The sequence below is a fragment of the Streptomyces pallidus (ex Mingjun et al. 2026) genome (assembly GCF_051550185.1).
Taxonomy (GTDB): Bacteria; Actinomycetota; Actinomycetes; order Streptomycetales; family Streptomycetaceae; genus Streptomyces.
This window is the reverse complement of sequence record NZ_CP196181.1, coordinates 1,297,077-1,316,180: the sequence shown is the minus strand read 5'-3', so window position 1 is coordinate 1,316,180 and position 19,104 is coordinate 1,297,077. Positions and strand designations below refer to the sequence as shown.

Annotated in this window: 12 protein-coding genes and 3 pseudogenes; 9 read left to right on the top strand and 6 right to left on the bottom strand. The window is 67.9% G+C overall.

Annotated features, from left to right (window positions below):
- Positions 1-7: 7 nt before the first annotated feature.
- Positions 8-2,674, bottom strand: coding sequence for a SpoIIE family protein phosphatase (locus tag ACSHWO_RS05605; protein WP_438310279.1), 2,667 nt, complete (start codon positions 2,672-2,674; stop codon positions 8-10).
- 587 nt (positions 2,675-3,261) lie between these two features.
- On the opposite strand from ACSHWO_RS05605, the gene ACSHWO_RS05600 reads away from it, so the two are divergent.
- Positions 3,262-3,771, top strand: a complete 510-nt coding sequence (locus ACSHWO_RS05600) for a SixA phosphatase family protein (protein ID WP_438310278.1) — start codon at positions 3,262-3,264, stop codon at positions 3,769-3,771.
- 10 nt (positions 3,772-3,781) lie between these two features.
- Here ACSHWO_RS05600 and ACSHWO_RS05595 read toward each other — a convergent pair whose 3' ends face one another.
- A complete protein-coding gene (locus ACSHWO_RS05595) occupies positions 3,782-5,470 on the bottom strand; it encodes an SWIM zinc finger family protein (protein ID WP_438310277.1) in 1,689 nt (562 codons plus the stop codon).
- A 157-nt stretch (positions 5,471-5,627) separates the two neighbouring features.
- On the opposite strand from ACSHWO_RS05595, the gene ACSHWO_RS05590 reads away from it, so the two are divergent.
- From ACSHWO_RS05590 to ACSHWO_RS05580, 3 genes are all read left to right on the top strand, one after another.
- Positions 5,628-5,855, top strand: a complete 228-nt coding sequence (locus tag ACSHWO_RS05590; RefSeq protein WP_438310276.1) for a hypothetical protein — start codon at positions 5,628-5,630, stop codon at positions 5,853-5,855.
- Positions 5,856-6,399: 544 nt separating this feature from the next.
- A complete protein-coding gene (locus ACSHWO_RS05585) occupies positions 6,400-6,894 on the top strand; it encodes a very short patch repair endonuclease (RefSeq protein ID WP_438310275.1) in 495 nt (164 codons plus the stop codon).
- A gap of 154 nt (positions 6,895-7,048) precedes the next feature.
- The gene (locus tag ACSHWO_RS05580) at positions 7,049-9,058 is read left to right on the top strand and encodes a GmrSD restriction endonuclease domain-containing protein (protein ID WP_438310274.1); all 2,010 of its coding nucleotides are present in this window, start codon (positions 7,049-7,051) and stop codon (positions 9,056-9,058) included.
- Positions 9,059-9,110: 52 nt separating this feature from the next.
- Here ACSHWO_RS05580 and ACSHWO_RS05575 read toward each other — a convergent pair whose 3' ends face one another.
- Genes ACSHWO_RS05575 through ACSHWO_RS05565 form a run of 3 tightly spaced genes read right to left on the bottom strand, consistent with a single transcriptional unit; the run spans position 9,111 to position 13,187 of the window.
- Positions 9,111-9,929 carry a protein NO VEIN domain-containing protein gene (locus ACSHWO_RS05575; RefSeq protein WP_438310273.1) on the bottom strand — a complete coding sequence of 273 codons (819 nt, stop codon included), beginning with the start codon at positions 9,927-9,929 and terminating at the stop codon, positions 9,111-9,113.
- Positions 9,930-9,948: 19 nt separating this feature from the next.
- Positions 9,949-11,775, bottom strand: a complete 1,827-nt coding sequence (locus tag ACSHWO_RS05570; RefSeq protein WP_438310272.1) for a DEAD/DEAH box helicase — start codon at positions 11,773-11,775, stop codon at positions 9,949-9,951.
- Complete coding sequence (locus tag ACSHWO_RS05565) at positions 11,775-13,187, bottom strand: transcriptional regulator (protein WP_438310271.1); 1,413 nt, start codon at positions 13,185-13,187, stop codon at positions 11,775-11,777. Before ACSHWO_RS05565 ends, ACSHWO_RS05570 begins: the two co-directional genes overlap by 1 nt.
- A gap of 73 nt (positions 13,188-13,260) precedes the next feature.
- Between ACSHWO_RS05565 and ACSHWO_RS05560 the strand changes: the two genes are divergently transcribed.
- The 3 genes and pseudogenes from ACSHWO_RS05560 to ACSHWO_RS05550 form a co-directional block, all read left to right on the top strand.
- The gene (locus tag ACSHWO_RS05560) at positions 13,261-13,998 is read left to right on the top strand and encodes a hypothetical protein (protein WP_438310270.1); all 738 of its coding nucleotides are present in this window, start codon (positions 13,261-13,263) and stop codon (positions 13,996-13,998) included.
- 235 nt (positions 13,999-14,233) lie between these two features.
- Positions 14,234-15,592 (top strand): DNA cytosine methyltransferase, encoded by a 1,359-nt coding sequence (locus tag ACSHWO_RS05555; protein WP_438310269.1) that lies wholly within the window; start codon positions 14,234-14,236, stop codon positions 15,590-15,592.
- A 591-nt stretch (positions 15,593-16,183) separates the two neighbouring features.
- Positions 16,184-16,383, top strand: a pseudogene (locus ACSHWO_RS05550) (IS630 family transposase); the annotation flags it as partial.
- 32 nt (positions 16,384-16,415) lie between these two features.
- Here ACSHWO_RS05550 and ACSHWO_RS05545 read toward each other — a convergent pair.
- A pseudogene (locus ACSHWO_RS05545) lies at positions 16,416-17,395 on the bottom strand (IS5 family transposase).
- A gap of 77 nt (positions 17,396-17,472) precedes the next feature.
- On the opposite strand from ACSHWO_RS05545, the pseudogene ACSHWO_RS05540 reads away from it, so the two are divergent.
- Positions 17,473-17,904, top strand: a pseudogene (locus tag ACSHWO_RS05540) (transposase); the annotation flags it as partial.
- A gap of 887 nt (positions 17,905-18,791) precedes the next feature.
- Positions 18,792-19,097 carry a hypothetical protein gene (locus ACSHWO_RS05535; RefSeq protein WP_438310268.1) on the top strand — a complete coding sequence of 102 codons (306 nt, stop codon included), beginning with the start codon at positions 18,792-18,794 and terminating at the stop codon, positions 19,095-19,097.
- Positions 19,098-19,104: the final 7 nt, after the last annotated feature.

Genomic DNA, 19,104 nt, shown 5'->3' with positions numbered 1-19,104 from the left:
GCCGCTCTCAGAACGCCTCGTCGTCCCAGCCGGCCAGGAGCGCCTCCTCGGGCACCGCCACGGGCGGTGCCGCCCCGTCCTGGAGGGCCTGCTCACTCCAAATGATCTTGCCGCGGGCGGTGTAGCGGGTGCCCCAGCGCTGGGCGAACTGCGCGACGAGGAACAGGCCCCGACCGCCCTCGTCGGTGTCCTCGGCCCGCCGCAGGTGCGGGGAGGTGCTGGCCCCGTCGGAGACCTCGCAGATCAGGCTGCGGTCGTACAGCAGCCTCACCCTGATGGGCTCGCTCCCGTAGCGGATGGCGTTGGTCAACAGTTCGCTGAGGATGAGCTCCGTGGTGAAGGCGATGTCCTCCAGGCCCCAGTCCTCCAGCCGGCGGGCACAGGCGTTGCGCACCCGGGACACCGCGGCGGGGTCGGGCGGCACGTCCCACTCGGCCATCCGCGCGGGATCGGTCCGGCGGGTGCGGGCCACCAACAGCGCGACGTCGTCGACGGGCTTCGCGGGCAGCATCGCGTCGATCACCGCGGTGCAGGTCTCCTCCGGGGTGCGGGCGGGCCCGGCCAGGGCGGCGCGCAGCGCTGCCAGGCCCGCGTCCGGATCGCGGTCGCGGCTCTCGATGAGCCCGTCGGTGAACAGCGCCAGCCGGGAGCCCTCGGGCAGGGTGAGCGTCGTGGTCTCCACCGGCATGCCCGCACCGAGGCCCAACGGCGGGGAGACCGGCACCTCGGGGAAGGACACCGTGCCGTCGGGGAGGACCAGTGCGGGGCCCGGGTGACCGGCGGTCGCGGTCGTCACCTGCCCCGTGACGGGATCGTAGACGGCGCACAGGCAGGTGGCTCCGGTGATCCCCTGCCACTCCTGCTCGTCGGCGTCGATGTGGGAGACCAGCTCGTCCAGGTGGCTCAGGAGCTCGTCGGGGGGCAGGTCGAGGGTGGAGAAGTTGTACACGGCGGTGCGCAGGCGGCCCATGGTGGCGGCGGCGTGCAGCCCGTGGCCGACGACGTCGCCGACCACCAGCGCCACCCGGGTCCCGGGCAGGGGGATGACGTCGAACCAGTCACCGCCCACACCGGCCTGGGCGGCCAGGTAGCGGTGCGCGACCTCGACGGCGGACTGCTCCGGTACGCCCCGGGGCAGCAGACTGCGCTGCAGGGTGTCGGCCACGGTGTGCTCGCGGGTGTAGCGGCGGGCGTTGTCGACGGACAGGGCGGCCCGCGCGGTCAGCTCCTCGGCGAACGACACGTCCTCCTCGTCGAACGGCGGGGAGTCCTGCCCCCGCCAGTAGCCGGCCATCCCCAGCACGACCCCCCGGGCCCGCAGCGGCACGGCGATCATGGAGTGGATGCCGCGGTCCAGGATCCGCAGGGAATTGGCCGGGTCCTGGGTCCGCCACCCGTGGGTGGCGTGCAGGTCCGCCTCCAGGACCGCGTGGCCGCCGGCCAGCCCGGTGGCCATGGGGCTCGCGGGGACGAACCGGATCAGCTTGCCGACGGGGTAGAGCGGGTGCTCGCCCCGGAGGCCGACGGCGGCGGTGCGGCGCATCTCGGTGTTCACGTCGGGCGGCTCCTCGCCGCGCAGCACCGGGTCCAGCAGGTCCACGGTGACGACGTCGGCGAACCGCGGGACCGCCACCTCCGCCAGCTCCTCCGCCGTGCGCTCCACGTTGAGCGTCGTCCCCACCCGTACGCCCGCGTCGTAGAGCAGCTTCAGCCGCTCGCGGGCCACCTCGGCCCGGCCGGACAGCGCCCGCAGCTCGGTGGTGTCCCGCAGGGTGACGACGGTCCCGGCCGTCCCGTAGGGGGCGGTGGGCCGGATGTTCACCGCCAGGAGCCGATCGCCGGCCATGTGCACCTCGTCGGTCGCGGAACGGCCCGACGCGATCCGCTCGGCGATCCCCTCCTCCAGCCCCAGGTCCGTGACCGGGCGCCCCTCCGCGTCCGCCGGCAGGTCCAGCAGCCGGCGCGCCTCGTCGTTGGCCAGCAGCAGCCGTCCGCCGTCGCCGACGATCAGCACGCCCTCGCGGACCGCGTGCAGCACCGCGTCATGGTGCTCGTACATCCTCGTCATCTCGGCCGGCCCGAGTCCGTGGGTCCGGCGCAGCAGCCGGCGGCTCACCAGGGCGGTGCCGCCGGCGGACAGGGTGAGCACCACGGCCGCACTGCCGAGGACGACCGGCAGTTGCCTGTTCACCATGCTCTGCACGTTCTGGACCGTGACCGGGGACGAGACGACGGCGATCACGCGGCCCGAGGGGTCCTTGACGGGGACCACCGAGACCACGGACTGCCCCAGGGACCCCGCGAACGTCTCGGTGAAGGACTTGCCGGCCGCCGCCCTGGAGAACGGACCGACGACGTGCTTCCCGATCTGCTTCGGATTGCTGTGGGTGAGGGTGAACCCGTCGAGCGTGTACACGTTGATGCCGTCGACCCCGGCGATCTTCCGGGCCGCCTCGGCACTCGGCTGCAGCACCGCGCTGGGATGGGCGCTGCGCAGGGCCGCGACGATCCCCGGGGACTCCGCGAACGCTCCGGCCGCGGCGAGCGTACGGTGCCGGGCGTCCAGCATGGCCGCGCTCCGGGCCTGCACCACGAGCGCCACCACCGCGGCGACGACGAGCAGCACCACCACGCCCAGTTGGAGGAGGAACACCTCGCCGGCCACGCTGCGCACGCTCAGGAGCGCGGACAGGCGCTGCGGGCGCCCCCTCGCCCCGGGGGGCGGGGCCTGCCCCCGGGGCTCCCGGCGGCGCCCTGAGCGGCGCCTTCGCGGGCCGGCGGAAGCGCCCGCGTCCGAGCGGAGCAGCCGGCGCCGGAGGTCCCCCAGAGAGTTGCTCATAGTCCATTTTCTAACCTCCGCGCCCGGTCGGCAGCGGGCGGCGACGCCCCGGGCGCCGACCACCGCCCCCGAAGCCCCGCGGACTGCGGTGTCCCCGTGCTTCGCACCACGTACAAGTCCCAGAAGCACCGGCTCCGACGGGGAGGAAATAGTAAGAAAGGGATGTTTCCCTCTCCGGCTGCGGGGTAGCCAACAAAGTAGGCCTATGAAGTGAGCGAGGGAGCTCGACAGGAGTAGCCGATTGCGGCGGAAGAGAAGGACGTCCGCCGGGACCGACAGCAGCTGTCTGGCTGAGAGGCCGGAGGGTGCGGTGACCCGAAGGCGACCCCCACCACCTGATACGGGCAATGCCGGCGCAGGGAGCCCGCTTCATAGGTCGTCTGCATGCGCCCTGCCGGGAGTCCGTCCGTTAGGCTCGGCCCATGCCGGACCTGGTGATCCTTCGGCACGCCAAGAGCGCCTGGCCGCTGGGCGTGCCCGACCGTGAGCGCCCCCTCGGCCCGCGCGGACTGCGCGATGCCCCCGCAGCCGGCCGGCTGCTGGCCCGGACCGCCCTGCGACCGGACCTCGTCCTGTGCTCCCCGGCCCGGCGCGCCCGGCAGACCTGGGAGCTGGCCGGCGCGGAACTCCCCGACCAGCCGCCCGTGCGCTTCGCGCCGCGACTGTACGGGGCCGACGCCGAGGACCTCCTCGACGCCGTACGGGACACGCCGACCGAGGTCGCCCGTCTTCTCCTCGTCGGTCACAACCCGGGCCTGCAGGAGCTGGTCCTGCTCCTGGCCGGCGAAGGCCCCGGCCCGGACCCGGACCTGGACCGCATCGCGACCAAGTTCCCGACCTCGGCCGTCGCCGTCCTCAGCTGCCCCGCCCCCTGGTCCGCCCTCGACCCGGCCAGCGCGACGCTCACGTCCTTCGCGATCCCGCGCGGCTGAAGGGGACTGCTCAGAGGCCGTGCTGGTCGAGCACCGCCATCAGCTTCCGCTTGCGCTTCTGGTCGGCGCGCAGGGCGGCCAGGTACGTGGCGAACTCGGCCTCCGTGCCCAGCGCACGGTGACAGGCGCGGACACCGAGCAGCAACTCCGCCATGCGTGCGTACGCGCCGTCGCCGGTTCGGCTGCGCAGGGGCTCGATCCCGCGCAGGTAGACGGTCAGTGCATCGGCCGGCCGCTGGTCGCGGACCGCGTCGGCCAGGGCCAGCCACTGCCGCTGGTCCCCGTATCCGTCGGCTGCGGCCTGCCAGGCGGCGTCGAGGTCGCCGTCGTCCAACAGTGCGTCGACCAGCGCCGAGCCGCCGCACCAGCGGCCTTCGCAGGGGTGGGCGGCGGCCTTCAGCGTCTTCAGGGCGTCCGCGCGCTCCGCGCCCTCCCAGGTGCCGGCCGCGGTGGCCGCCGTACGTACGTGCTGGTAGGTGGCCAGCGAGGGGCGGGCCCGCAGGAGGTCCCGGCGGACCGTGACCACGTCGGCGAGGCGGCCGGCCCGTGCGTAGCGTTCGCAGACGAAGGCGACGAGCTCGTCGTCCGGACCCCCGCCGGGCACCGCCTCCCGCAGGCCGCGTTCGGCCCACTCCAGGGCCTCGGCCGCGCGGCCCGCCGCTCCGAGCTCCTTGGCGATCACGAGGTGCGTGCGGCCGTTCGGGGCGAGGTCCGCAGCGTGGACGGCGACGAGTGCGTCCACGTCCCCGCCGTCGGCCCTGAGGAAGCGCTCGACGAGGTGTTTCTTCGCCCACCCCTTGGGATCGGCCCGCCAGGCGGCCACCGCGATGTCCCGGGCGCGGGCCAGGCCCGGCTCGCCCAGCACGTCCTGGTAGTCGGAGAGGTCGATGTCGGTGGCGTGGTGCACGTCGTCCAGCAGGTGGTGCACCAGCCATTCGGCGGTCTCGGCCGGGTCGGGCCGGGCCGTACGGCAGGCCTCCAGGTGCGTTGCGGCCAGCTCGGTCGCCACGTCGCCGATCAGGCCGTCCGAGTCGTCGATCTCCCCGTACGACCGCCCGAGCTCCGTCAGCGCCTCGCGCGCCACCCGCACCGCGTCCGCCGACCTGCCGCCGGCCGTCAGTGCCCGCAGGGCGGCGACCGCCTCGGCCGCCTGCCGCCGGTAGGCGCGGGCATCGGCGCGTTCGACGTAGCCGTAGCGGGCGAAGGGACGGGTGTCGAACAGGCTCAGGATGCGCTCGCGGACGACGTCGGCATCCTCCCCGGCGGCCGCTGCGCGCAGCTCCAGGCGGCGGCGCAGGCCGCGGTCCTCGGCGAGCTGTTCCCGCACCAGGGCGAGCAGTTCCTCACGGGTGCGGGAGTCCAGCCAGGTGTCCAGCGCCCGGGTGCGCGAGGCCGCCGCCGACCGCTGCCGGGGCACGGCTCCGGCCTGTGCGAGGACGGTGAGACCCACCGCGACACAGTGTTTGCAGAAGTTGCCCTCCTGGCCGTACGGACAGTCGCACCAGGCGCTGAGCCCGCCGTCCCCGTCCTCGGTCAGCTCCACCTCGTAGGTGTCGCTGCCGTCCACGGTCGCGGTGATCGATTCGGCTCCGATGTCCAGCCGGGTGACCGCGGACAGGTAGCCGCGTCCCCGCTCGAAGGAGCGCGCACCCGCCAGTCGGCGCAGGTCGGTTTCATCGAAGCCCGGAGAACGCGTCACGGCGTCCATTCAACCGGATGGGGAACGCCACCACGGGACGCCCCACGGGAATGCCCTCCCACGGCTGACCGAAGCGGAGGTGCGTCCCAGCACGGCGGCACCAGCACGGGCTGGGTCGGATGGTTCGCCGACATGACCCAACAGCTCGCCCCGCGGCATGGGTTCCTTCTTCAAGGACTGCGGCTGCGCCGGGCCCACCCGCTGTCCTCACCCGTTTTCGATCCGTTTCCAGGACGCGCGCGGCAGGCAGCGCGAGGAGCCTGGATACGCCACGCCGGACGACGCGATCGAGCGATACGGGGAGAAGCCCGGTACCACGGAGGACGGCTACCTTCTGCGAGGCCTGCGCGGTTACTTCAGCGAGGGCATGGAGCGGCGGCAGTGAAGAGGGTCTGTGCGGACCTTCCGCCGGAGGAGGTGGGGATGCACAGCTTTCAGCACTACTTCGCCTTGAACGCTCTCGGCGGTGGAAGCCCCTCACCGATGTCGCGGAGTGGAGACGACACGAGTCATCGAGGAGACGTACCGCACTTACCGGCACCTGGTGCCAGGCAGTATTACCAAGGCCGACCGGATCCTGGGCGTCGGCCTCTGGGAAGCGGCTCAATTCGTCACGGGAGCGCCGCCGGTTGGCAGTCTGGCTGGGCGACCGGCGGAGGCCTCTTCCGTGTGCGGGATCTGGACAGGGCGCTGGCCCCGATGTGTGCCCCCCTTCACGGGGGAGGATCCGTCAGGCCCACCGACTGCCTGGTGGACGACTTGATCAGCAAGAACGCTGCGCGACGCAAGCAGGAGCGCATCGGCGCCCGTCCGAGGAGGAAGTCCGGAGTGGCTGCTGGTGAAGGGACGGCTACTCCGTGGCCATGTGCGGCAGATGCGGCTTCCGGTTTCTCGGGGGCAGGTAGCACCAGCCATATACTCGTACGGCGATGAACAAGCTGCCTCAAGAGCCGACCGCTAGTGATTGGTCCCCGCCGGAGGGATCGTGGGCGTCCTCTGCTGCGAACCGCCGCAGCATGCTCGGAAACCGGAACCGGGATACGGCTCCAGAGCGTGCGCTGCGCTCTCTTGTCCACGCGGCCGGGCTTCGCTACCGGGTCGCGGCCAAGCCGCTTCCAGGGATGCGTCGGACCGCTGACCTCGTCTTTCGCCCGACCCGTGTCGCGGTCTTCGTCGACGGCTGTTTCTGGCATGGCTGCCCTGAGCACTTCGTGCCGCCGAAGACGAACCCTGACTACTGGCGTGAGAAGATCGGGAAGAACGTACAGCGCGATAGGGACACGGATACGCGTCTTGCGGAAGTCGGCTGGCTTGTCCTGAGGTTCTGGGAGCACGAGTCCCCGGCAGCGAGCTCTGCGGTCGTCTGTGCCGCAGTTGAGTCACGTCGGCGCACGGCAGCGGTTCGGGCAGAGCCGGAGACGTAGCGCTGGAGCTCTGGCATGGGAACGTGCCGATTTGAACGGTCCAGGCGCGTAGTAGGTCTTGCCTCGTCTACCGTATCGATCAGCGCAGTGGTGATTGCGCTGGTCCAGGCTGTAAACAGCCTGATTCAGAACGGCAGGGGTGGGGCAGCAGGGCATGGCAGTCGAACGTACGAACCGGGACATCAGGACGCTCATCAGCCAGATCTCTGACGGGGAGATCATGCTCCCGGAGATCCAGCGCGGCTATGTCTGGAAAGCGTCGCAGGTCGCGAAGCTTGTGGAGTCGATGTACCTCGGATACCCGGCGGGAACACTCCTGCTATGGAAGACGGACGAGGGGGCCGAAACCCGCGCTGCGGCGATCGGGGCCGGACAGGGGCTTCCCAGCGTCATGCCGCTGTACCTCCTCGACGGCCAGCAGCGACTCACCTCGCTGTACCGCGTCTTCAACGATCACCCGACAGCGCAGGTCGTTTTCAACATCGAGACGGAGGCGTTCCAGAACCAGAGCAACGCCACGCTCAGAAGTCCGAAGTGGATCAAGGTCTACGACGTCGTCGGACCGCACGCTGATTCGTTCACGCTTCAGACGCAGCTCCGTTCGGCCGGGCTGTCGATTGACGGCGCAGAGATCGGGCGCCGCCTCAAGGCCCTCGAAGCGATCTCGCAGCGCGACTTCCATATGGAGGTCCTCCACGGCTTCAGCTACGAAGAGGTCACCCAGATTTTCGTGCGGGTTAACAGCGGCGGCCGTCCGCTGAAGACGACCGATCTGGCGATGGCGACGCTCTCCGCTCGCTCACCAGGATTCCTCAGGGAACTTGAGGAGGAATCGGCCCGGTGGGCAGGGCGCGGCTACCGGGCTGTCGACGTCAACTTCCTCATCAAGGCGATCACACTCAGCCTGTCCATCTCTGGCAAGCGGACCTCGTCGGTCTCCAGACTGCCCACTGCCAGCCCGGAGTCCGTCAGGGAAAGCTGGGAGCGGGTGCGCCGCGGGCTTGAGCGCGTTGTTCCGCTGCTCTGCGAGCAGCTGCTCGTTCCGACCACGGCACTCATCCCGTCTGTCACGGCCTTGCATCCGCTGATCGTCTTCTACGGCCGCCTGCCGGAAGGCGCCCGTGTAGACGCTGAGGTGGAAAAGGGGCTGCTCTACTGGTTCCTGGCCGCGAGCGGGAGCAACCGCTACGGCGGTGCGACTGACAGCGCATTGACGCAGGATGTCAATGCCCTCGACTCGGACGAGCCCGTTCGTGCGCTCCTTGCCAACCTGCGCTTGGAGGAGAAGGGCTTCAACGTGACCGCCCGAGACCTGTCCGGGCGCAATATCCAGAGCCCGTACATCATGCTTTCCTACCTGGCTGCAGCCCACTCCGGGGCAGAGGACTGGTGGGCTGGCGGGCCGATCTCTGTTGCTTCCGAGGGAATGGACAAGCTGCAGTACAGCATGCTGCACCCGGCCGCCCAGCTGCGGAACCACGGCAATAAGTACTCCTCTGCGGAGATCAACGAACTGGCGAACATCGTCTTCGTCTCCCAGCAGACGGCCAAGAACATGATCGGCAATCGGGCTCCTGCTGAGTACATCAAAGAAGTTCAGGCCGACGACTTGGCAGCCCATGCTGTTCCGACCGATGCCAAGGTCCTCGAAGCCGATGGGTTTCGAGAGTTCCTTGTCGCCCGTCGCATGCTCCTCGCGGGGCGGATCTCCGCTCTCCTCGATCGTTTCCGCCCGGCCTTCATCGATGAGGGAAGCGCCGGTGGCGCGCGGCCTGAGACACCCCGCAAGTCCCTCGCACTCATGGGGTACACCGCTGGAAGCCGCACCCTGCTGCTTGCCGAGACGCAGGTCGGGGTGCGGCACTGGGCCGGACGGATTGACACGGCTGAACTGGACACCGCGCTTGATGCAGCCGCCAGTGGTCTCGACAGCGATGTCACTGTAGCTGGGGAAACGGCGCCGATGAAGGTCGATGAGGACGGTGTGACCCTGCTGGTCGGGCCCTTCAGGCTCCGTGGGACTGCGGACCAGTGGCGGGCGGCGCTGAAGGATGCCTTCTCCGACGCCTTGCCCGCAGCGGACTGCCCTGAGGCGGAGTCGCCAGCGTGGGATGGCGAGATCGAAGAGTTCCTTCTGGCGGACGCCGGTGTCCAGAGGGCGTAAGGCCGTCCTGTCTGAGGCGGGAGCGCTGCCGCTGCGCTAGGCGCTCCCGCCTTCAGCCGTTCCGTGTGTCTGGTTGCAGCGGCCCGGCTGTTCCTGGCCTGAGTAAAGGGGCCAGCCGCGGGATGCCGGAGACGAGGGCGTCCGGCGGAACGTCGAGTCGGCAGGCCTCCCAGCGTCCGAAGGACCCCTTGTCCTGCGGCACCTGGAGACTTATCCATTCCGCGGAGACGGAAGCGGTCGCGGTGATAGCAAGATCTCGGGTGAGCTGGACGAACACGAGCTGCCATGCCGGGTCGCGGCGCATCGTCTCGTACTCATGCCGGGACAGGTAGAAGGTGACCCTTCCGCGCCGCACCGTGCTCTTCGCCTCTATGTGCAGTGAGTGCCGCCGCGTATGTACAGCGATGTCGTACCCGAAGCCGTCGGAGTATGCAGCGACGTGCTCGACCCGGGCATCCGTAGCCTCAGCGATGAGGCGGACGAGAGCCGACTCGCCGGCATTGCCGATGAGCGCTCGCGCCTCCGTGTCCACTTTGCCCCAGACCGCTCTGACCTGATCGTATGCATCGCTCTCAGGGATGCCTAGGGCCTCTGCGGCCCGTAGGGCGTCGTCTGGGAGCTCCTCCGGGCCGCGTACCAGGATGTCTGCGTCCGGGAGCCAGGCCGCGCCGCTGGAAGCGAGGGCGGCACGGAAGACGCGTTCGCTCACCGCGGTCCTGTCGTGCACAACCAGGAGCAGGCCGTTCTCTCCGAGCCACGAGTACGCCGCCTCGTACTGAGTGGGGGTGAGATCGCTGAAATCGGCATGGTTGGTGAAGAACGCGCGGCATCGTGCGGCGCTGGAGTCCGGAAGCAGCTCCAGCCACCGCACAGCGGCACGCAGGACAGGGCTAGGCGGAACGGGCACGGAGATGGCCCATCAGCGATTGGAGGTCCCGCTGGTCAAGGCCTCCGCCGACAGCAGGCTCATCATCAAGATCCGCGAGCTCCTGGACAGCGGGGTCATCAAGGATGCGTCCCATGAAAAGCAGCTTGTCGGCTAGCCGCTGGTCGACGACCTCGTCGATACTCCCCTCGGAGGCGAGTACGGTGACCCGGGTCTCGGTTTCGGGTGCGAGACCGAGACGGTGGATCCGGTCGAGGCTCTGCAGGAAGCGTCCTGCTGCGAAGTCGCGGTCGACGTACACCGCGTCGTGGCAGTCATGGTGCAGGCTTATGCCTTCACCGAGCGTAGCCGGGTTGGAGAGCAGCACCATGCAGTCCGGATCCTTCCGGAAGCGCTCGATCTCTGCTTCGCGGTCCTCCGTGCCTCCGTGGACCATCGCCGGACGGAACTCCTTGAGCATCCTCTCCAGCGTGTTCAGACTGCGGATGAATGTGGACCACACCAAGGTCTTGCGGCCCTTAGCCGCGTTCTCTGCGACAATGGCCAGGACCTCACGGTACTTCGGCGACAACTCGTAACTCGGGAGGTCCCGCATGAGGTCGAAAAGAGGGCTCCCTTCAGGGACGGCCAGGGGCGGGACCTGGTACATCAAAGGCTCATACCGCGTCGTACCGACGGCGAGCAGGGCAGGACTGGTAGCCGCCATCAGCATGTAAACGATGATCTTGCCGAGGGCCTGGAAGTCGCCTTCGGCTCCAGCAGCCCGGGCCGAGAACCGGCCGATCAGGGCTTCGTACACCTCCTTGTGCAGCGGGGGCATCGGAAGCGTCCGGAGGGTTGTCGTCACCGGAGGCAGGCCCAGCTCGTCCTTGGTTGTGCGGGTGAACAGCGGGCGCAGGACCTGGCTGGCCTTGGCCAGGTCGCCGCCGGCCACAGCCTGCGTCACCTTCTGGCGGCCGTGCCCAGGCCACACGAAACCGAAGAGGTTCTCGATGTCCTTGACGCCGTTCGGCGCCGGAGTGCCGGTCAGGATCAGCCGATGGCGGGCCCGCGGGCCCAGAGCGAGGCAGGCCGCCCCGTACGTCCCCTCGGCGCCGAGCTTCATCCTGTGCGCCTCATCGAGGAGGATCATGGAGGGGCGGGCCGTGAGCCACCGGCCGAGCTCGTCAACCGACGGGCTGAGGCGCTCGTAGTTCACGATGAGCACGTCTGCGGCCGGGTCGACGTTCCGGGACAGGACCTCCATGCGCAGCGGCTCATCTAGGCATTGCGTGTTCTCGTACTGCCACGACTCGTAGCACGACTTCGGCCCGACGATCAGCAGGCGCTCGATGCCCTTGGTGCGGCGCAGCGCGTGGAACACAGCGAGGCCGACGCGTGTCTTGCCGGCACCGGGGACGGAGAAGTTCGCACCGTGGCGCAGAGAGAGGAGCTTGGCGATGTCCCGGCGCTGGAAAGGTGTGAGGTCGGCAGTCCAGGAGGGCCCGAGCAGCCCGTCGACCTCATCGCTCGGTACTTCGCTGACGCCCTTGGACGAAGGGTCGAGGCGGTCGGCCACAGTCTGGGCATCCACAGCGGAGTCCGTTGCGAGAGCCGCCAGTTGGTTGTCCCATGAAACGCTCGACTGCGCAGGCCACGTCGTCAGCGCTACGAGGTTCGTAAGCAGGTCGTCGATGTCTACGTCCATGCTTCCAGGGGAGCGCTGCACACTGCTGCGGAAGCGCAGGGCGAGGCGGTGCAGGTCACCCTCGTGTCCGGTGCCGGCCCGCAACCGGGCTTTCGTCACGCTGTCCCCGAACGCGATCTCCAAGCTCGGTGCAGTTGCGGTCATCAGTTCTCCCGGACGGCGTTGAGCAGCCACTCGACGCCGTCCCCCGGCGAACTGAACGTGCGGCCTGCCTGCTTGGCCAAGCGCGCGAGGCTCGCACGTAGGGTAAGCAGCGCGTCGTCGAAAGCGTCCTCGTCGAGTGCGCGCTTCGCCTTGGCTTCGGCGAACTCAGCCGCACACTGGTTCACATAGTCGGCCGCGTCCGTCAGACGCTCTGGTACTGCGATCTTCCGCTTCTGCAACTGGGCGTTCTGGCCAGCCATCTTCACAGCGACGTCGAACGTGCTGCGGGCCGCCTTGATCTTTGCGGCGGCCTGGGTGACGTCCGAGGGCGTGAGCTTGTCCCCGGCTAGAGACGCGGCCTTGGCACGCAGCAGGCTGTCGGTAAGGGCCCGGATCGCCTTCACGGTAGCAGTAGCGTCAGGGACCGCGACCCCCGGCAGCCCAGGGATGGATACTGCGGCGGCGGCCTGTGCGACCGGGCGCAGGTCGTCCGGCAGCCGCTCGTCGACGTAGCGGGCGTGGAAATCGGCCTCAGCGAGCCGGACCGAGGTCTTCGGGTAGTTCAGGACGACCATCGCGAGCCGGGACTCCTTCAGCTGCTCGGCCGCATCCGGATCCGTCTTCGCGAGCCTCGTGTAGTCGCGCTGAAGTTCCCGGAGCTTCTCCTGGTGGTCCTCGAAGTCCACCAGCCGCAGCTCGACGCCGCTGACAGGGCCCTTGCTGCGATCGATGGCGTCGATGACCAACTGGTAGACCCATCGGTCCTGGTGGAGTGTGGTGGTCTTGATGTTGAAGTCCCGCGCGACGTCTTCGACCCGGCGCCCGTTCGCCAACTCCTCCTCGATCGCGATCAGCCGGTTGATGTAGGAGTACTCGCGCCGCTTGTCCCGCCGCAGCTGGAGCGCGAGTTCGACACTGTTGATGTCGCGCCGAGAGGTGTCGGAAGGAAGCACACCAACACGGATGTTCTTGATGCCGAGTTTGCGGAGGGCCGCGCAGCGGGTGTTGCCGTCGACCAGGATGCCGTCGGGGCTGATGATGCCGGGTTCCTTCTGCCCGAAGTCATCCAGCTCGTCCCGCAACGCGATGAAGTCCGGGTCGGTCTGGCTCGGATTCGACGGACTGCGGCTGAGGAGCGTGGCGAGGTAGTCCTGGGCGGACTCACTCCAGGGCTGCTCTTCCAGTACCCGGTTCTGCTCGGGGTCCAGCGTGCGCTGCGCGCGGATGCGGTGGGTGTCGGGGTTGAAGTAGAGAAGGTCCACCGGCATGGAGATCACGCTCAGGTGCTTCTGCTCACCACGCCACTCCACCGTGACCTTGGCGCCGTTGTCGGCCATTGCCTGCTTGAGTCGCTCCTCGACCATGGACCGGATCCGCTCACCCTCGGGCGGGACACCGAACTTCACTGTCATAGACAGACCTCTCCTCAGCGGCAGTCGCGTCACTCGTCAGGAATAATGACAGGAACCGCTGACAAGCGGACTGGTGATCACCCAGACTCGGACATCTGAGGACCAGAAGAACGGAGCAGAGGTGACCCTCCCCGCTTGGAACGACCCTGAACTCAAAGGCGGAACCATGATCAGGGGCGCGCTGTGGCTCGTCCAGGAGATCGGCGAAGGCAACATCTTCACCAAGCAGCAGCTCCGCGACGCGTTCCCCGGCATTTCCCAGGCCGACCGCCGCCTCCGGGACCTCCGGGACTTCAAGTGGGTCATCCTGACGAACACTGAAGACGCCTCACTCATGGCCGAGGACCAGCGGTTCGTGAAGGTGGGAGTGCCTGTGTGGGAGCCGGCTGCGCGCAGAGCAGCCGCGCCGCGGAAGAGAGCCACCGCCAAGCAGACGCGGGAAGCGTATGAGCGCGACGGCCACATGTGCACTGTGTGCGGTATCGGCGGTGCGGAGCCGTACGTCGACGACTCGAACCAGACCGCAGTGCTGTCAGTCGTCCAGCGGGCCACAGTCCTTCCTGATGGCAGGGAAGAGGCGGTGCTTGTCACGGAGTGCAAGCGATGCCGCGCCGGGAGTGACGGGCGGCCTGCGCGCGCTGACGAGGTTGTCGCCGAGATCAAGAACCTGGATCCGGCTGACCGGCAGCGGCTGGCGCGCTGGGTAGAGCGGGGACGCCGGGGCTCGACGCCGCTTGAAAGGGCGTGGAACGCCTACCGCTGTCTTCCCTGGGAGGCCAGGCAGCAGGTCCGAGAGGCGCTGGATGTCTGACCAGCGCTGGAGCGCTCCCACTGTGGGCGTTCAAATGGAAGCTGTCCGACCTGCCGCGTAGACTGCGCATCCTTGTCCGGCATGCAGTGGCGAATGGCCGCCCGGTACCACTACCTGCGCTTATGGTGCTGTCGCGAAGCCTGCGCTGCCGGATGCCTGTGTGTCCACTGAGGCGGCTGCAGCGGCACCGTCAGTTCTACGCTGGGGATCCCGGCGTACCCGGAGGGAGATCAGTATGTCGGCCATCGAGCCTGCAAAGCCGCTTGAGGTCGTCGAGATCTGCGCGGGTGCGGGTGGTCAGTCCCTCGGGCTGGAACGGGCAGGTTTCCGCCACCGCCTTGCTGTGGAGTTGGACCCACAGGCCGCCAAGACTCTGCGCTGCAACCTTGTGGAGTTCCTCGGTTACAGCGAGGAAGAGGCGGAGGCGTCCGTCAAGGTCGGCGATGTCGCTGACCCCACTGTCTGGAATCCGGTCCTTGACGCGGAGCAGCTTGATCTCCTTGCCGGGGGAGTTCCGTGCCCCCCCTTCAGCATTGCAGGGAAGCAGCTGGGCACGAACGATGAGCGCGATCTGTTTGCTTGGGCCATCGAACTCTGCGGCAAGGTGCAGCCGAAGGCGCTGCTTCTGGAGAATGTGCGCGGACTCAGCGCCAACCGCTTTTCGGGCTACCGCCAGCATGTGCTCGATCGGCTCAAGGAGCATGGGTACATCGCCGAGTGGCAGCTCCTTCAGGCAGACGACTTCGGGGTCTCCCAGTTGCGCCCGCGCTTTGTCCTGGTCGCGCTCCAGAGGGAGTTCGCCCCCTACTTCGAGTGGCCGGAACGTCGGCCGGGGAGCGCCAAGTCTGTAGGCGAGCTCCTGGTCGACCTCATGGCGGAGAAGGGCTGGAAGGGCGCCCAGGAATGGGCTGAATCGGCGACAGGCATCGCGCCTACTATCGTGGGCGGGTCGAAGAAGCACGGTGGTGCCGATCTCGGCCCAACGCGTGCTAAGCGCGCATGGGCAGAGAAGGGCGTAGACGCAATGGGCGTTGCCAATGAGGCGCCTTCAGTTGAAGGTCCTCCTGTCGTCGACGGCCGGCCGCTTCCGAAGCTGACCACGGCCATGGTCGCCCGCATCCAGGGCTGGCAGGACGCGGACAGCGAGGGCGATGGAGGCGAGGACGACTTCCGTTGGAGGTTCCACGGCCAGAAGACCAGCGTGTACCGCCAGATCGGAAACGCATTCCCGCCGCCCGTGGCCAAGGCCCTCGGCGTATCGATCAGGAACGCGCTGAAGAAGGTCGGCGAGCCCCGCGAGCTTGTCGAGACCGCTGACGCTGTTACCGACCCTGTGTACAAGCTGCTGCGCAGCAGCGCGCGGGCGCTGTCGGTCGAGCAGATCATTGCCAAGCTCGAGGCGTCGGGAACAGTCATGGATCAGCCGACGGTCGAACGGCACCTCAACCACCTCAAGCATGACTTCGAGATGACCGCGGCGACGCGTTCCAATGGAGTGGTCGCCTACAGCATCGGCGAGTTCAAGGCGTTTGTAGGCCAGGATGACCACCAGCGCCACGACCTCTTCAGTCAGCACCGTTCCAAAATCAGCTGATCCCGTAGATCGGAGCCGCGGCCCCATCTGCCAAGGGGTCGCATACCTGTCAAGTCGACTGCCCGTTTTCCGGGCAGCCTGAAAAGGGCCATTACTGGTGCCGCCGTCTGTGATGGCGGCCAGAATGAGGATTCCCCGTTTTGTGGACGCCTCTTGAGGCCCGGATTGATCCGGTTCGAAAAGCCCGGTTCGGCGCCCCTATTAAAAAATGGGAACCGAACCTCAGGTGCCGCGAATCCCGTGATCGGTGCTGTTATTTGAGCGGATGCTTTGTCGGGAAATCGTCGATGAAGACCACTTCTGATGCGCGTCAGCTGCATGCGCAATCGGCTGCCTTGACTGAGGTGATCCGCGGAGATTCCATTCCTCCTCCGGTTGCTTCGAATGGGCTCTTGGCCGCGACTCAGAATCGTTCCTCGAACAGGACGGCAGGGCCCGTTCCGTCGAGGTCTGCCACGGATTCTGCGTCGCCCTTCGGGGAGTCGCCGGATCAGTTTTCAAGACGTAGCCCAGCTCGGCGCGGCTGAACGCTACCACCGAGGTTCCTTCCGGGCAGGTTTTCGAAAAGATCGGAGGCGAGGGCCCGTAGGTGCCGTCGAACGGGACGAGGCGGCGGTGGTCGGCTGGTTGCAGGACGTGTGGCCGCACGTGGAAACACCGCGGCGGCGCTCGGGGCCTGGATCGTCTTCGAAGACGAAGCCGACTTGGCGATGACGCCGCCGACCGCACGCACCTGGTCCAAATGCGGCCGCACACCGGTCGTCCGCGTCCGCGGCCGTTCCCAGCGCCGCCCTGTGCTGCTAGGGCCTGTGTGATGTTGTGATCAGTCGGCGGTCTTCAGGAGGTCGTCGATCCAGATCATTGCGGCGCGGAGGTGGAGGCCGGCGAGGTAGCTGTCTGGGGATTTGTCGTATCGGGTGGCGATGCCTCGCCAGGCCTTGAGCTTGTTGATCAGGCGTTCGACCGTGTTCCGTTCCTTGTAGAGGTCGGCGTCGTGGCTGACGGGTCGGCCGCCTCGTGCGCCCTTCTTCCTGCGGTTGGCGGCCTGGTCCCGCTTTTCCGGAATGACTGCCTTGATACCGCGTCTGCGCAGGTAGGAGCGGTTGCCGCGGGATGAGTAGGCCTTGTCCGCGGCGACCGCGCCGGGCCTGGTTCGGGGGCGGCCGACAGGCAGACGGACTCTCACCCTCGCGAGCCCAGGGATGAACTGGGGGCTGTCCCCGGCCTGCCCGGCGGTCAGGACCAGCGCGAGCGGACGGCACCTGCGGTCCGCGGCAAGATGAATCTTGCTGGTCAAGCCGCCCCGGGACCTGCCGAGCAGGGCTTCCTTCAGGCGGAGCTTGTGTCTGCGTCGGATGCGCCGACGCTCGGCCTGTCCGTTCTGTTCCTCCGGTCCGCCCCTTTTTGTCGGGCCGCTTCCTGCTCCTGCGTGGCTTCTTCCAGGGCCTTCATGAGGTGCTTGCTGACGCGCAGCCCTGCGGCGTCGTGGTGGGCGCGGACCGTGGTGGAGTCCACGCTGACCAGCGACAAATCTGTTCTTCCCCCGCGTGCAGCCTCGGCGATCAGGCCTTCCAGCAGGGCGGTGAAGGCACCGGCGTCCCGCCAGACGCGGAAGCGTCCGTAGACGGTGGCCCAGGGGCCGAACTCGGCAGGCATCTCCCGCCACTGGGCACTGGAGCGGAACCGCCAGATCACCCCCTCGAACTGCTCTCGCAACCGTTTTGGGTACGGGCCGTACCTACCGATCGGCAGGTACGGCTCAATGAACTTCCACTGCGCATTCGTGAGTTGCCTGCGTGTCACGACCACAGTCGTACCGGGTCCCGCCCCGAGAAGAGAGCAGAACCCAGGAACTGATCACGACATCACACAGGCCCTAGAAACCCGGCGAACGCTCCCGTCTCGTCTACCGGCCCAAACGGCATACCGATCACAAAGCCAGCGGCCGCAAGAGGTTCGCCTGGACCGAGTACCGAGACCTCGGTCATCGCCGCCCACCAGCAGCTCGGCGAACCCACCGTCCTCGTCTCGGGCAACTTGAACGTCCACAAAGACCGCCGCATGCGGGCCTTCATCGACGCGCAGGACTGGATCACGGCCTACCACCTGCCGCCGTACACAACCCCGTGGAAGGCATCTGGTCCATCCTCCGCCGGACCACCCAGGCCGACACGGCTTTCACCGACCCGAGCCACCTCATGCGCTGACTCCGACGCGGCCTGCGCCAGATCCAGTACCGCAGCCACATCATCGACGGATGCCTCGCCGGAACGGGACCCACACCGACGACACCACGACTACAAACTCAGTAACCGGGGCCATGTTCCTCACAGCCATCGGACGGGGGTGTCGGTGTAGGGTCGAGGCCGCACTTGACCTGCACAACCGCAGGCAGGGAGCAGATGAACCGGGAGTGTCCGCATGCTTCGCACCATGTTCAAGTCCTACATCTGACATCTGGGCGTTTCCGCAGGTCGGCGGCGTGGCGGCGGGGCTTTGGTCAGCAAACGGTCAGCATCAGCCTCTTGGCTTGTTCATGGAGGCACACCAGCCGGCGGTCGCGCATCCTGCTGACACAGGCGGCTTGTCGGTGCGCCATGACAGCCTCTGTCACGTGGAGCCCGACGTCCTTGAGGCTGCCGCCCGGACCTATCCGCCAGGGACAGGGGTGCAGTCATCCACTGGATGGCGAGGGTGTGGAGCAGGGCGGTGGCAACCTCCTCTCCTTCGTTCAGGGGAAGAGAACGCTATGTGCGCAGCGGCAGGAGTGTTTCGCTGAGAAAGGGGAATCGAACCTGGCCGACCCTGCTGTAGCGCGCCGACTTCCCGGTCGGGCGAAGCGGCGCACGGACGTCCTGCGCGAATACGAGGAATTCAATTCCGATCGCCGCAGGGGGATTCCTCCGGTGCTGTGGCCGTTCTTCGCACCGGACCCGGACCGGTACTACCGATGGTGGGTTCAGCTGGATTGCGCTTGCATCAGGGAGCTGCTGACACCGGACGACTGCACCGCCGAGCGAGAGGTGGTGGCGTGGTCGCGGGGATGGTGAAGCATTGCCGCCGGGACAGGCGTACTGCCGGCACGATGATTCCGCTGATGCCCCCTACCGCGACATCTTTGAGTGGGGAGACCGGCAAGAGGTGAGCTTTCTCGCGGACCCGGTGGGCCCCCGAATGGGCCGATGCCGATGTGTGGGCCGTGATCCGCCACGATGAAGCACACACGTCGGCCGTCCACCGTAACCGTCTCGGCTTGTGGAACAACGGCGCCGCACTGTCCGCCCTCGCCTCTGTCAACTGGCAGCGCCGGCACATCGTCCGGCTGCGCCTGTTCGGCTGGGCTCGTGCGCTGATCGCCGCCGCGCTGGGGGCTCAGGTGATCGGCCTCCTGGCGGTCGGTCCCGTCTACCGTTCCGTCGTCACCATGCCGGGTGTGGTGGTCCTCGTCCTCGGTTTGGTGCTGATCACACGGGCCCAGCGCCCGCCTCGCACTTGGCAGGGCTGACGCGGCG